Origin of the sequence: Nocardioides sp., from assembly GCF_044226765.1 — a bacterium.
Lineage (GTDB): Bacteria > Actinomycetota > Actinomycetes > Propionibacteriales > Nocardioidaceae > Nocardioides.
This window is the reverse complement of record NZ_JBGAGJ010000005.1, coordinates 259,885-274,076: the sequence shown is the minus strand read 5'-3', so window position 1 is coordinate 274,076 and position 14,192 is coordinate 259,885. Positions and strand designations below refer to the sequence as shown.

Sequence of the window (14,192 nt, the reverse complement as noted above, 5' to 3'; positions counted from 1 at the left end):
TCAGCCCTCCGGGCCGGTCCGCTCGGGGTGCGGCGTGCGCACCTGCGGGCCGGCGTCGCCGGTCCACGACCACTCCCGGACCTCGGGCAGGTCCTCGCCGTGGGTGCGGATGTGCTGACGGTGCCGGATCAGCGCGTTCTTGAACTCCTCGCGCGCCGCGCCCGAGGTCGCGGAGAGTCGCGGCACCCGGTCGATCACGTCGATGGCCAGGTTGAAGCGGTCGACGTTGTTGAGCACCGTCATGTCGAACGGCGTCGTCGTCGTGCCCTCCTCCTTGTAGCCCCGCACGTGGATGTTGTGGTGGTTGGTGCGCTTGTAGGTCAGCCGGTGGATCAGCCACGGGTAGCCGTGGTAGGCGAAGATGACCGGCCGGTCCCGGGTGAACAGCGCGTCGAAGTCGGCGTCCGAGAGCCCGTGGGGGTGCTCCGAGGCCGGCTGGAGCCGCATCAGGTCGACGACGTTCACGACCCGGATCCGCAGCGACGGCAGGTGCTCGCGGAGCAGGGAGACCGCGGCCAGCGTCTCCATCGTGGGGACGTCGCCGGCGCACGCCATCACCACGTCCGGGCCCTCCTCCCCCTCGTCGTTGGAGGCCCACTCCCAGATGCCCACACCCTTGGTGCAGTGCACGATCGCGTCGTCCATCGAGAGGTACTGCAGCGCCGGCTGCTTCCCCGCGACGACCACGTTGACGTAGTGCTTGCTGCGCAGGCAGTGGTCGGTGACCGACAGCAGCGTGTTGGCGTCCGGCGGCAGGTAGACGCGCACCACGTCCGCCTTCTTGTTGACCACGTGGTCGATGAACCCGGGGTCCTGGTGGGAGAAGCCGTTGTGGTCCTGGCGCCACACGTGGGAGGTGAGCAGGTAGTTCAGCGACGCCACCGGTCGGCGCCACTCGATCCGCCGCGTCGACTCCAGCCACTTCGCGTGCTGGTTGAACATCGAGTCGACGAGGTGGATGAATGCCTCGTAGCAGGAGAAGAACCCGTGCCGACCGGTGAGCAGGTAGCCCTCCAGCCAGCCCTGGCAGGTGTGCTCGGAGAGGATCTCCATGATCCGGCCGTCGGGTGCCAGGTGGTCGTCGTAGGGCTCGATCTCGGCGTTCCACGCCCGGTCGGTGACCTCCATGACGTCCTGCAGGCGGTTGGAGGAGTTCTCGTCGGGCGAGAAGAGGCGGAAGTTGTCCATGTTCTGGGCCATCACGTCCCGCAGGAAGCCGCCCATCACCCGGGTCGCCTCGACCGCACCGGTGCCCGGGTCGGTGACGTCGACGGCGTAGTCGCGGAAGTCCGGCAGCCGCAGGGGCCGCAGCAGCAGGCCGCCGTTGGCGTACGGCGACGCGCTCATCCGCAGGTCCCCGTCGGGGTGCAGCGCCGCGATGTCGGGGGCCGGCGCCCCGGAGGCGTCGAACAGCGACTCCGGGTCGTAGCTGCGCATCCACTCCTCGAGCACCTGCCGGTGGGCGTCGTCGGAGCGGGCGTTGGCGAACGGCACCTGGTGGGAGCGCCAGTAGCCCTCGACGCGCTGCCCGTCGACCTCCTTCGGGCCGGTCCAGCCCTTCGGCGAGCGCAGCACGATCATCGGCCACGGTCGCCGCGGCACCGGCCCGTCGGACGCCCGGGCCTCGCCCTGGATGTCGGCGATCTCGTCGAGGCAGCGGTCCAGGGTGCCGGCGAAGTCGGCGTGCATCTGGGCCGGGTCCGAGCCCGCGACGACGTGCGGCGCGTGCCCGTAGCCACGCAGCAGGCTGACCAGCTCGTCCTCGGGGATGCGTGCCAGCACCGTCGGGTTGGCGATCTTGTAGCCGTTGAGGTGCAGGATCGGGAGCACCGCGCCGTCGCGGCGTGGGTCGACGAACTTCGTGGAGTGCCAGCTGGTCGCGAGCGGTCCGGTCTCGGCCTCGCCGTCACCGACGACGGCGGCGACGACCAGGTCGGGGTTGTCGAACGCGGCGCCGTACGCGTGTGACAGCGCGTAGCCCAGCTCCCCGCCCTCGTGGATGGAGCCGGGGGTCTCGGGTGCGGCATGGCTCGGGATCCCACCAGGGAAGGAGAACTGGGTGAAGAGCCGGGCCAGGCCGCGCTCGTCGAGCCCGATCTCGGGATAGATCTCGGAGTAGGTGCCCTCCAGGTAGGACGACGCGACCACGCCCGGGCCGCCGTGACCGGGACCGGTCACGAAGATCATCCGCTGGCGTCGCGCCATGATCGCCCGGTTGAGGTGGGCGTAGACGAAGTTCAGGCCGGGGGTGGTGCCCCAGTGGCCGAGCAGCCGCGGCTTCACGTGCTCGGCGACCAGCGGCTCGCGGAGCAGGGGGTTGGCCATCAGGTAGATCTGGCCCACCGAGAGGTAGTTGGCGGCCCGCCACCAGCGGTCGAGGGTCTCGAACTGGGTGTCCAGCTGGGTGTCCATGCCCCCACGGTTCCCACTCCGGGCCCTGCGGTGCAAGCGATCTTCGCCCTGTTCACCGGATCTCGCCCGATTCGGGTGGGGCCCGGCCGGTACACCGTCGAGACGTGAGCAGTAGCGTGGACGGCAGCCCCGCGAAGGAGGATCGATGACCACCAGCCACGGTGACGGCGACCAGGAGATCTACGGCGACTACAGCGTCGACGACGAGGACCAGCCGTCGAACCTCGAGGACCTCCCGGACGGCGACGTCGACGACGAGCTGGACCGCGGCTACTCCCCGCCCGAGCGCTACTCCGCCGGCCAGGGCTACGGCAACACGCCGTGGGAGGAGGAGCACCGCGAGAACATCGACCAGCGCCTCGCCCAGGAGGAGCCGGAGCCCGACCCCTACGCCCCGGTCGACGACGACTTCGTCGACGACGGGGAGGTCGGCGACCGCCGGGCCGGCCGGCTGGTGGACCCCGACGCCGGCCTGGGCGAGGACACCGAGAAGGACCTGGTGGGCGACGACGTGGGCATCGACGGAGCCGGCGCGTCGGCCGAGGAGGCCGCGGTGCACATCGTCGAGGACTTCCGCGACGAGTGAATCCGCACCGGAACGGGTAGTTCTCCTCGGAATCGAGAGGGAGGTACACCTACATGGCATTCCTGCTGTGGATCCTCGCCGTGATCCTGGTGATCGCCGGCATCGTCCAGCTCTTCAAGGGCGCGTGGCTCTGGGGGATCGTGCTGATCATCGTCGGCTTCGCCGTCGGCCCGGGCGGCTACAGCATCTTCAAGTAGCTCAGCGAGCCGGCGCGGCCGCGACCTCCGCAGGTCGGCGACGACACTCTCGTCCGCCGACCTGCGGTCGTCGGTCCGGGACGCACCGGGCGGCGGGCCGGGCGCCTGCGTGAGTCGCCCGGCCCCGCCGCCGACGGTCCTGTACCCCGTCCGCGCGCCTGAAATCCCACCCCAACAGGTGACATTCGCCGACCTTTGACGAGAACACGTTCTAGTTCCGGGCTACGCTGACGCCGTGCGCTTCTCGATCAGCACCGCCTTCCAGCCCGTCGACCACCTGCCCGTGCTGGCCCGGGCCGCGGACGAGCTCGGCTACCACTCGATGGCCGTGCCGGACCACGTGGTCGACCTCGAGGAGCTGTCGACGCCCTACCCCTACACCGCCGACGGCAGCCGCCGCTGGAGCAACGACGCCCCGTGGCCGGACCCGTGGGTGCTGATCGGCGCCCTGGCCGCGGTCACCACCCGGCTGCGCTTCCTCACCTCGGTCTACGTGCCGGCGATCCGGAGCCCGTTCCAGGTCGCCAAGAGCGTGGGCACGGCCGCGGTGCTCTCGGGCAACCGGGTGACGCTCGGGGTGGGGATCGGCTGGTGCCGCGAGGAGTTCGAGCTCCTCGGTCAGGACTTCCGCACCCGCGGGCGCCGCACGGACGAGGCCCTGGCCCTGATGGCGCAGCTGTGGGCGCCGGGCCCGACCGAGTTCGAGGGCGAGTTCTACACCGCTCCCCGGCTCGTGATGGAGCCGACGCCCACCGAGCGGGTCCCGGTCCTCGTGGGCGGGCTCTCCGAGGTCGCCTTCCGGCGCGCGGCGCGGCACGACGGATGGGTCGGGGACATCTACTCCACCGACGAGGCGGTGGCGCACGCGAGCCGGCTGGCCGACGTACGCCGGGAGCTGGGTGCCGAGGGCGACTTCTCGGTCGTCGTGGCGCTGGGTGACGCGTTCGCCCCCGAGCACTTCGCCCGCGCCGAGGCCGGTGGCGTGACCGACTGCTGGACGATGCCCTGGGCCTACTACCACGGGCTGGAGTGCTCGGTGGAGCAGAAGGTCGATGCCCTGGAGCGGTTCGCGGCCGACGTCCTCGAGCCCCTGCGGGGCTGAGGACCCCGCTCGCTACCCGGTGCGCGTGCCGGCGACGCGGCGCTCGGCGATGAAGGCCAGCCGGCGCAGCGACTCGACGTTGCGCCAGGCGAGCGGCAGGTCGCGCAGTGGCTTGGGGACCAGTCGCGCCGGCCCGCTCGCGGCGTCCTCCTCGATCGTCACGTCGGTCTCGGTGCCGACCGCCTCCAGGCGGATCGTCACCCCGGCCGCACCGGTCGGCCAGGCCCGCGCGTGCAGCACCAGCCGATGGCCGGGCACCGCCTCCAGCACCTCGGTGTCGTCGTCGAGGAGCAGCGGCCAGGTGCCGACGGAGTGGTGCAGCCTGGCACCGACCTCCGGCCAGTGACCGTCGACCTCGCGCATGCGCGAGGCGCCGACGACCCACAGCGGGTAGAGCCAGCCGTCGGCGAGCACGTCCCAGACCTGCTCGGGAGTGGCTCGGATGCGGCGGGTGTTGGTCGACATGGCCGGTCAGTACCCACTGTGGCGACCGCGAAAAGGCCGCCAGGAAAGAGAAGAACCGCTGGCGTCTCGGGTCACCAGCGGTTCTTCGTGGCCGAATGTACTCACCCGTTGGGGTGGTTGTCTCGGGTTCGACGGGATCTTCCCGACGTGGCGTGCGTCACTCCCACTCGATGGTGCCCGGCGGCTTCGACGTGATGTCGACCGTGACCCGGTTGACCTCGGCCACCTCGTTGGTGATCCGCGTGGACACCTGCTCGAGCACGTCGTAGGGCAGCCGGGCCCAGTCCGCGGTCATCGCGTCCTCGGAGGTGACCGGGCGCAGCACGACCGGGTGTCCGTACGTGCGGTGGTCGCCCTGCACGCCGACGCTGCGGACGTCGGCCAGCAGCACGACCGGGAACTGCCAGATGTCGCGGTCCAGGCCCGCCCGGGTCAGCTCCTCGCGGGCGATCGCGTCGGCCGCGCGGAGGATGTCGAGGCGCTCGCGCGTCACCTCCCCGATGATCCGGATGCCGAGGCCCGGGCCGGGGAACGGGTGCCGCCACACGATCTCGGCCGGCAGCCCCAGCTGCTCGCCGACCAGGCGCACCTCGTCCTTGAACAGCGTCCGCAGCGGCTCGACCAGCTCGAACTCCAGGTCGTCGGGCAGCCCGCCCACGTTGTGGTGCGACTTGATGTTGGAGGTGCCCGCTCCACCACCGGACTCGACCACGTCGGGGTAGAGCGTGCCCTGCACCAGGAACGCGACCTTGCTCCCCTGCTCGTCGGCCAGCGCGTCGCCCAGGATCTCGGCCTCGGCGGCCTCGAACACCCGGATGAACTCGCGGCCGATGATCTTGCGCTTCTGCTCCGGGTCGGTCACGCCGGCCAGCGCGTCGAGGAACTGCTTCTCCGCGTCGACGACCTTGAGGTCCACGCCGGTGGCGGCCACGAAGTCCCGCTCCACCTGCTCGGTCTCGCCCTGCCGCATCAGCCCGTGGTCGACGTACACGCAGGTCAGCCGGTCGCCGATGGCGCGCTGCACGATCGCCGCTGCGACCGCGGAGTCGACCCCACCGGAGAGCCCGCAGATCGCCCTGCCCCGGTCACCGATCTGCGCGCGGATCGCCTCGATCTGCTCCTCGACGATGTTGACCATCGTCCAGGTCTGACGGCAGCCGGCGATCTGGATCAGGAAGTGCTCGAGGACCTTCTGGCCGTGCTCGGTGTGGAGCACCTCCGGGTGCCACTGCACGCCGGCCAGGCCGCGCCCGACGTCCTCGAAGGCCGCCACCGGGGTGGTCCCGGTCGAGGCCAGGACGTCGAAGCCGGCGGGCGCCGCGGTCACCGAGTCGCCGTGCGACATCCAGACCGTGTGCCGGGCCGGTACGTCGGCCAGCAGCGTGCCCGGGGTGACCACGTCGACCGCGGTGCGGCCGTACTCGCGCGACCCGGTGTGGGCGACCTCGCCACCGAGCCCGCGGGCCATCAGCTGGAAGCCGTAGCACATGCCGAAGACCGGCGTGCCGGCCGTGAAGACCGCGGGGTCGATGCTGGGCGCGCCCTCCTCGTAGACCGACGACGGGCCCCCGGAGAGGACGATCGCCTTGGGCTCGCGGGCCAGCATCTCGGCGACCGGCATGGTGTGCGGCACGATCTCGGAGTAGACCCGCGCCTCGCGCACGCGCCGGGCGATCAGCTGGGCGTACTGGGCGCCGAAGTCGACCACGAGGACCAGGTCGTGCTCGGCAGGCTGCGTCATGGCGCTGAGCCTACCGACGCCGCAGCCGCCGACCTCAGGCGGCGTGGCGGCCCGACCGGCCGGCGACCTCCCCTGCCAGGGCCCGGCCGGGGAGGGAGGGATGGCCGGGCCCTGACCGTCCACGCATCTGCTGGACAGAGCCTGGACATGGGACCCGGCCGGTGGGAGGGAGCGTGTGACCGGGTCCGCTGGCTCAACGACAGGTGGTGGGGCCGGTTACGGGTCCAGTCACCCTCCGCCCGGAAGTTTTTCCACGCCCCCCGGCGGCTCAGCTGACGCCGACGATCGGCAGGCGCAGGGCCGCCGGCGCGGTGTCCGGGACCACCGGGGCCGCCGGCGCGACCGGCGCGATCCGGCGGTACGCCGACCCCGGCTCGGGCCGCGGGTCCGGCTGGCCCTTGTTGGGCCAGAACGACATCGCCCGCTCGGCCTGCGCGGTGATCGTCAGCGACGGGTTCACGCCGAGGTTGGCGGTCACGGCGGAGCCGTCGACGACGTGCAGGCCCGGGTGGCCGTAGAGCCGCTGGTAGGCGTCGATCACGCCGGTCTCCGGTGAGTCGCCGATCGCGCAACCGCCGATGAAGTGGGCGGTCAGCGGCATGTTGAACGCGTCGCCCACGGCTCCGCCGGGCATGCCACCCATGATCTGCGCCATGATGCGGATCGCCTCGTTGCCCTTGGGGATCCAGGTCGGGTTGGGCTCACCGTGCCCCTGCTTGGAGGTGACGTAGCGCTTGCGGGTGAACGGGATCCGCTTGGTGTACGTCGTGATCGAGTTGTCCAGGCTCTGCATGACCAGCGCGATCACGGTGCGCTCCGACCAGTGCTTCATGTCGTAGAGCTGGGGCACGTCGCGCCGCTGGCGCCACATCTCCCGCAGCCAGGTCCGCCACCGCGGCTCGTCGCCGTCACCGTCGGTCAGCACCGACTGCAGCAGGGCCATGAAGTTGCTGCCGGGGCCGTAGCGGACCGGCTCGACGTGGGTGGACTCGTCTGGGTGGAAGCTCGAGGTGATCGCGACGCCCTGGCTGTAGTCGACCTCGAGGTCGGGGGCGATCACGCCGCCGATCTGCTCGGAGTTCGTGCGCGCGAGGTGGCCCAGCCGCTGCGAGACGTTCGGCAGGTGGCCCTCGTCGCGCATCCGGTGCAGGAGCCGCTGCGTGCCCAGGGCCGCGGCGGAGAACACGACCTGCTCCGCCGTGAGCACCCGCTGCGCGACCTTCCGCCTGACCTTGGCCTTCGTGTAGCGGACGTGGACGTCGTACCCGCCGTCGTCGCGCGGGACGACGCGGGTCACCGTGGTGAGCGGGAGCACCCGGGCGCCGTGCTGCTCGGCGAGGTAGAGGTAGTTCTTCACCAGCGTGTTCTTCGCGTTGTGCCGGCAGCCGGTCATGCAGGAGCCGCACGCGGTGCAGGTACGCCGCTCGGGGCCGACGCCGCCGAAGAACGGGTCCTCGACCGCCTGGCCCATGCCCGCGCCGGGGCCGCCGAAGAACACGCCCACCGGCGTGGGGTGGAAGGTGTCGGCGACGCCCATCTCGGTCGCGACCTTCTCCATGACGTCGTCCGACGGCGTGCGCAGCGGGTTCTCGACCACGCCGAGCATCCGCTTCGCCTGGTCGTAGTAGGGCGCGAGCTCCTCGCGCCAGTCGGTGATGTGGCTCCACTGCGGGTCCTCGTAGAACGCCGGCAGCGGCTCGTACAGCGTGTTCGCGTAGACCAGCGAGCCCCCGCCGACACCGGCGCCGGAGACGATGAGGCAGTCGCGCAGCGCGTCGATGCGCTGGATGCCGTAGCAGCCGACCTCCGGTCGGAAGAGGTACTTCGAGGTCTCGAAGGACGTCTCCGGGAAGTCGTCGTCGGCGAAGCGGGCACCCGCCTCGACGACGCCGACGCGGTACCCCTTCTCCGTCAGCCGCAACGCGGTGACCGAGCCGCCGAAGCCGGAGCCGATGACGAGGACGTCGAAGTCGAACTCGCGGTCGTGATCGGGGTCGGGGGTGGTGGAGGTGGCGGTGGTGCTGTCGGTCACGGGCGTCCCAGCTTCTTCATCAGCCGCAGGTTCGCGGTCATCATCTTCGCGTAGGCCTCGTCCGACATCCCGAGCTGCGGGGCGAAGCGGATCAGTCGCTGCGTCGCGACCGACTGTGTCTCGGTGTAGCGCAGGATGCCCTCGCCACCCTGCCGACGGCCCATGCCGGACTCCCGCATGCCGCCCATCGGGGCGTCCAGGCTGGCGAAGGTCGCCGCGAACGCCTCGTTGATGTTCACGGTCCCGCACTTGACGAGCTTGGCGATGGCGCGGGCCCGCTCGCCGTCGCGGCTGTAGATCGAGGCGTTCAGGCCGTACTGCCCGTCGTTGGCGCGGGCGATCGCGTCGGCCTCGTCGTGGAACCGGTAGAGGGAGACGACCGGCCCGAAGGTCTCGTGCCCGAAGCAGGTCATGTCGGGGCTGACGCCCTCGAGGATCGTCGGCTCGTAGAAGTACGGCGCCAGGTCCGGCCGCGCCCGACCACCGGTGAGCACCCGGGCGCCCTTGGCGACCGCGTCGTCGACGTGGGCGGTCACGGTCTCCAGCTGCTGCTGGGAGATCAGCGGCCCCATGTCGTTGCCCCACTGCAGGGTCGCGCCCAGCGTGAGCGCCTCGGTGCGGGCGACGAACCGCTCGACGAACCGGTCGTAGACCTGGTCGGCGACGAAGATCCGCTCCATCGAGACGCAGAGCTGTCCGGAGTTGGAGAACGACGCCCGCACCGCGCCCTCCGCGGCCTTCTCCAGGTCCGCGTCACGCAGCACCAGGAGCGGGTTCTTGCCGCCCAGCTCCAGCGAGCACCCGATCAGCCGGTCGGCGCAGCCCTGGGCGATGAGGCGACCCGTCGCGGTGGAGCCGGTGAAGCAGATGTAGTCGGCGCGGCCGACGATCTCCGGGCCGATGTGGCTCCCGGGCCCGGCCACGACCTGCCACAGGTCCTTCGGGAAGCCGGCCTGCTCGAGCAGCTCGACCGCGAGCAGCGCCGAGAGCATGGTCTGGTGGTCGGGCTTGGCGACCACCGCGTTGCCGGCCAGCAGGGCCGGAAGCCCGTCGACCAGCGCCATCGTGAACGGGTAGTTCCACGGCGAGATGATCCCGACGACGCCCTTGGGGATCCGGTTGACCTCGACCCGGGTCAGCCCCGGCACCACCCCGATCTTGCGCCGGGTGTCGAGGTGCTGGTGCGCCGTACGCGCGTAGTAGCGCGCGGTGAGGGCAACGTGCAGCGGCTCGTCGAAGGCGTGCTTGCGGGCCTTGCCGGACTCCAGCTGGATGAGGTCGATGATCTCGTCCTGGCGGTCCAGGATCAGGTCGTGCAGCCGGAGCAGGAGGCTCGCCCGGTGGTCGAGGGAGGTGCGCGACCATGCCACCTGGGCGCGGCGGGCGCGGGCGAAGGCCTCGGCGACGTCCGCGTCGGTCGACTGGGGGATGTGGGCGAGCGGCGCGTCGTCCAGCGGCGAGCGCACCTCCGCGCTCGTCCCGGACGTGGCCAGGACCCGCGCGGTCAGCGCCGCGGTGTAGTCCGGCTCGAGCGCGTACGACGCGCGCGGGTCGTGCTCGGGGTCGTGTGGACCGTCGACCACCGGGCCGCCGGCAGCGGGGTTCTGGGCGCTCATGCAGCGAGCGTATGTGACCCGCGTCTCGCCCGACTACCCTTCGGGGGTTTGTGTGGCGTTTGACACAGCGCACGCGGATGTCAAGCGGTCGCGGCGTTCGTTTCACCGGTCGGCCGGGGAAACGTGCAGACACGCCGGTGATGCGCCGGGGTGTCTGCACGTTTCCCCTGACGACCCCCTGCTCAGGGTTGGTAGATCGACTTCAGCTCGGTGTAGTGCGCCAGCCCCTCAGGGCCGAACTCGCGGCCGATGCCCGAGGACTTGTAGCCGCCGAACGGGGCGGCGAAGTCCATCGTGTAGGTGTTCACGCCGTAGGTGCCGGCGCGCACCCGACGGGCGACCTCGAGCCCGGACTCCGCGTCACCGGTCCAGACCGTCCCGGCCAGGCCGTAGTCGGAGTCGTTGGCGATCCGGATCGCGTCCTCGACGTCGTCGTAGGGGATCACCGACAGCACCGGGCCGAAGATCTCCTCCTGGGCGATCCGCATCCCGTTGTCGACGTCGGCGAAGACGGTCGGACGCACGTACCAGCCCGAGGAGAGCCCGTCGGGCATCCCGTTGCCGCCGACGACGACGCGGGCGCCCTCCTCCTGGCCCAGCGCGATGTACTTCTCCACCCGCTCCTGCTGGCGCTGGGCGACCATCGGGCCGATCTCGGTCGCCGGGTCGAGCGGGTCACCGACCTGCATGCCGGCGACGGTCTCGGCGAGGGCGTCGACGACGTTCGCGTAGTTGGACCGCGACGCCAGGATCCGGGTCTGGGCGACGCAGGCCTGGCCGGAGTTCATCAACGAGGCGAACTTCAGGCCCTCCATCGTCGCCGCCAGGTCCGCGTCGTCGAGCACGATCGCGGCCGACTTGCCGCCGAGCTCCAGCGACACCCGCTTGAGCTGCTCGCCGCACACCGCCGCGATCTTGCGGCCGGCGGCGGTCGAGCCGGTGAAGGCGACCTTGTCCACGCCCGGGTGGGCCACCAGGTGGGCACCGACCTCGCGCCCGGCGGTCACGATGTTGACGACCCCCTCGGGGACGCCGGCCTCCTGCAGCAGCTCCGCCATCAGGTACGGGTCGAGCGGCGTCTCGGGCGCCGGCTTGATGACGATCGTGCAGCCGGACAGCAGGGCCGGGACGAGCTTGGACATGATCGTGAACTGGGGGACGTTCCACGGCGGGATCGCCGCGACCACACCGACCGGCTCTCGGCGTACGACGACCGGCGAGCCGAGCACGCCGGGGCGGGACTCCTCCCAGGGGAAGGCCCGGGCGATGCCGAGGAACGCCTCGATCTGCATCCAGGGCGCCGGCGCCTGGGCCAGGTTGGAGAAGGAGAGCGGCGCACCCATCTCGGTCGAGATGATCTCGGCCATCTCGCCCATCCGCCCCGCGTAGAGGTTGGAGAAGGCCTGGACGACCTCGATGCGCTCCTCCGGGCTCAGCCGCGGCCAAGGGCCGTGGTCGAAGGCCCGGCGCGCAGCGGCGACCGCGGCGTCGATGTCAGCGGTGGTGCCCTCGGGCACGGTCGCGACCACCTCCTCGGTGTGCGGTGAGACGACCTCGATCAGGTCGGCGTCGGCCGGGGTGGCCCAGTCACCGTCGATGAAGAACGCGTTGCGGTCCAGGCTCATTGCGGTTTCCTCTCAGCTGCGGGGTCTCGACGAGCTCGACCACCGGTGGGGTCAGGGGGCGAGGGTGAAGAAGTCGGTGAAGCCGGACGGGTCGTGGCGGCCGATGCAGAAGTGCTCGAAGAGGCCGAAGCCCTCCTGACCGTCGGCACCGTCGGCGCTGCAGAGCGCTCGGCCGACGTGGTCGACGCAGCCGAACATGAACCGACCCTGCACGGCGTCGTCGGCCATGTCGTAGGTGACCCGCTCGGCGAATCCCTCGCCCTTCCAGGTGCCGTGGATCCAGTCCGGATCGCCGCCATAGCCGCCGCCGACGTGGAGGGGTACGGCGAGCCGCGACTCGACCTCGAGCACGAGCGGCTTGCCCTCCGGCGTCGTGCACCGGATCGTCGCTCCGGTCGGCGTACGCGTGCCGGAGGCGTAGCGCACGTCGATGAGCGGCCAGCCGAGCTGCTCCACCCGGCCGTCCTTCCAGACCCGGGTGCAGTCGTTGAGCGTGCGGTAGCCGTCGGGGCTCTCCTGGATGATGACGACGACCGCGAAGTCCTCGAACTGCATCGGCACGTACAGCCACCACATGCCCTCGAACGGCGGGTCGGCGGGCGCTCCCGGTGGCTCCGCCTCACCGACCGGGCGGATGCCCCACGACCGGTCGCGGCTGCCGAGCCAGACCTCTGGGTCGACGGCGATGTCCTCGCCGTCGATCGCGATGGTGCCGCTCCACGTGCCGAGCTGGGCGAACCGCTGGGCGTCGAGGGTGACCCGGCTGCCCGAGCGCAGCACGTGTGGCTGCTCCTGGACGACGGGGCAGGTGCCCTCCCAGGTCAGGTCCAGGGCGAGGCCGTCGGTCTCCTCGAGGACCACCCGGATCGTGTGCAGCGGCTCGGGCACCTCGATGCGGTAGCGGCCGACCCTCGGGTTCAGCCGGTCCTGGTCCATCAGGTCGGACAGGTGCACGGCGGTCTGCTTCCCGTTGCGGGCCACGAGGACGAACGCGTCCTTGGTGCCGAGGTTCGGGTAGTAGCCCATGCCCGTGATCAGCATGATGTCGCCCGTGCGGTCGTGGGCGTTGAAGTACCAGCGGTCGTAGAAGTTGCGGTCGCTGCTGTTCGCGTACGCCAGCGGGAGCGGCGCCTGGTGCAGCGGGAACTCGTCGAGCGGGATGATCCCCGGCATGGTCACGCCCCCACGTCGTCGAGCAGCTGGTCGAGCAGCGGCTTGTGGTGGAAGAGCGACTCGAGGTCGTCGGGCCGCTCGATCTCGCCGAAGTGGATCTGGCGGGCGCCGGTGCGCATGAACACGATGGCCCACTGCACGCCGTTGTAGACGTGGTACCAGCGCAGGTCGCCCAGCTGTGTGCCGGAGCGGCGCTCGTACTCCGCGACGACGTCCTCCTCGCGCAGGAAGTGCGGCATGCCCGGCATCGCGAGCATCCCGGTGATCGCCTCGAAGACCTGGTGGGCGAAGACGATCCAGGAGACGTCGAGCTCGCGCGGCCCGATGGCGGCCATCTCCCAGTCGAGGACGGCGACCGGCTCGAAGTCCCGGTACATCACGTTGCCGATCCGGGAGTCGCCCCAGCACAGCACGGCCTCGTCGGTGTCCGGGAGGTTGGCCTCGAGCCAGGCCAGCGCCCGCTCGACCGTCGGTGAGCGGCCGATGTCGGCGACCGCGAAGTCGTACCAGGCACGGGTGCGGGCCAGGTTGCGCTCGAGCAGGGTGTCACCCTCGTGGGGCGGCGCGAGGAACCCGAAGGTCTGCTCGGCGTCGTCGATGGCGTGCAGCGCGGCCAGGACGGCCACGCTCTGGTCCTGCAGGCGCCGTTGGTCCTCCGGGGCCGCGTCGTGCAGCCAGTTGTCGCCGAAGTTGTACGGCAGCACGTCCTGCGGCACCAGCCCGTCGACGCGGTCCATGAGGAAGAACGGCGTCCCGAGCACCTCGCCGCTCGGCTCCATCCAGCGCACGGTCGGCACCGGCACGTCGGTCAGCTCCGCGACGAGGCGCATCGCGTCGTACTGGTCCTGCAGCGCGTAGTTCGGGAAGACCGGCAGGTCGTGGGGGGAGGGGGCGACCCGGGCGACGTACTCACCCCGGCGGCGCTCCCCGTCCTCGGTCCACTCCGCATCGAGGATGAGCGTCTCCGAGCTCATGCCGTTGGCGTCCACGCCGCTGTGCAGCGTGACGGCGGGGTCGGCGCCTTCCGGCAGGACCGTGGCCAGCCACGCGGCGAGCCGGTCCGGCAGCGTCGAGGCATCCCTGCTCGAGCGCTGCATCCTCATGTCCGCGGGCGGAGGCGCCTGGGTCACGTTCCCTCCCTGGAAGCTGCTGTGACGTGGCTCTCAGCATCATTGGAACGTGTTCTAGTTGTCAACGGATGTCCGGTCGGGGTTCGCTTCCCCGGTCGGCCGGTGAAACGTGC

At 71.1% G+C, this 14,192-nt stretch carries 11 protein-coding genes; 3 read left to right on the top strand and 8 right to left on the bottom strand.

Annotated features, from left to right (window positions below; all coding sequences use genetic code 11):
• The gene (locus ACILRH_RS13395; RefSeq protein ID WP_395694039.1) at positions 1 to 2,412 is read right to left on the bottom strand and encodes a phosphoketolase; all 2,412 of its coding nucleotides are present in this window, start codon (positions 2,410 to 2,412) and stop codon (positions 1 to 3) included.
• A gap of 145 nt (positions 2,413 to 2,557) precedes the next feature.
• Between ACILRH_RS13395 and ACILRH_RS13390 the strand changes: the two genes are divergently transcribed.
• The 3 genes from ACILRH_RS13390 (at position 2,558) to ACILRH_RS13380 (ending at position 4,297) form a co-directional block, all read left to right on the top strand.
• Entirely contained in the window at positions 2,558 to 2,998 is a 441-nt protein-coding gene (locus tag ACILRH_RS13390; RefSeq protein WP_395694037.1) for a DUF5709 domain-containing protein, read from the top strand.
• 53 nt (positions 2,999 to 3,051) lie between these two features.
• On the top strand, positions 3,052 to 3,195 hold the full coding sequence (locus tag ACILRH_RS13385; protein ID WP_395694036.1) for a GPGG-motif small membrane protein: 144 nt from the start codon (positions 3,052 to 3,054) through the stop codon (positions 3,193 to 3,195).
• 235 nt (positions 3,196 to 3,430) lie between these two features.
• Positions 3,431 to 4,297: a TIGR03619 family F420-dependent LLM class oxidoreductase gene (locus tag ACILRH_RS13380; protein WP_395694034.1), complete on the top strand. Its 867-nt coding sequence runs from the start codon at positions 3,431 to 3,433 to the stop codon at positions 4,295 to 4,297.
• A 12-nt stretch (positions 4,298 to 4,309) separates the two neighbouring features.
• Here ACILRH_RS13380 and ACILRH_RS13375 read toward each other — a convergent pair whose 3' ends face one another.
• From ACILRH_RS13375 to ACILRH_RS13345, 7 genes are all read right to left on the bottom strand, one after another.
• Entirely contained in the window at positions 4,310 to 4,762 is a 453-nt protein-coding gene (locus ACILRH_RS13375) for an SRPBCC domain-containing protein (protein ID WP_395694032.1), read from the bottom strand.
• A 157-nt stretch (positions 4,763 to 4,919) separates the two neighbouring features.
• Positions 4,920 to 6,503, bottom strand: coding sequence for a glutamine-hydrolyzing GMP synthase (gene guaA / locus ACILRH_RS13370; protein WP_395694031.1), 1,584 nt, complete (start codon positions 6,501 to 6,503; stop codon positions 4,920 to 4,922).
• Positions 6,504 to 6,771: 268 nt separating this feature from the next.
• Positions 6,772 to 8,535: a GMC family oxidoreductase N-terminal domain-containing protein gene (locus tag ACILRH_RS13365; RefSeq protein ID WP_395694030.1), complete on the bottom strand. Its 1,764-nt coding sequence runs from the start codon at positions 8,533 to 8,535 to the stop codon at positions 6,772 to 6,774.
• Entirely contained in the window at positions 8,532 to 10,151 is a 1,620-nt protein-coding gene (locus tag ACILRH_RS13360) for a succinic semialdehyde dehydrogenase (protein WP_395694029.1), read from the bottom strand. Before ACILRH_RS13360 ends, ACILRH_RS13365 begins: the two co-directional genes overlap by 4 nt.
• A 182-nt stretch (positions 10,152 to 10,333) precedes the next feature.
• Positions 10,334 to 11,776 (bottom strand): aldehyde dehydrogenase, encoded by a 1,443-nt coding sequence (locus ACILRH_RS13355; protein WP_395694027.1) that lies wholly within the window; start codon positions 11,774 to 11,776, stop codon positions 10,334 to 10,336.
• A 51-nt stretch (positions 11,777 to 11,827) separates the two neighbouring features.
• Positions 11,828 to 12,949, bottom strand: a complete 1,122-nt coding sequence (locus ACILRH_RS13350) for a hypothetical protein (RefSeq protein WP_395694025.1) — start codon at positions 12,947 to 12,949, stop codon at positions 11,828 to 11,830.
• A gap of 2 nt (positions 12,950 to 12,951) precedes the next feature.
• The gene (locus ACILRH_RS13345; protein WP_395694024.1) at positions 12,952 to 14,079 is read right to left on the bottom strand and encodes a phosphotransferase family protein; all 1,128 of its coding nucleotides are present in this window, start codon (positions 14,077 to 14,079) and stop codon (positions 12,952 to 12,954) included.
• Between the last annotated feature and the right edge of the window lie 113 nt (positions 14,080 to 14,192).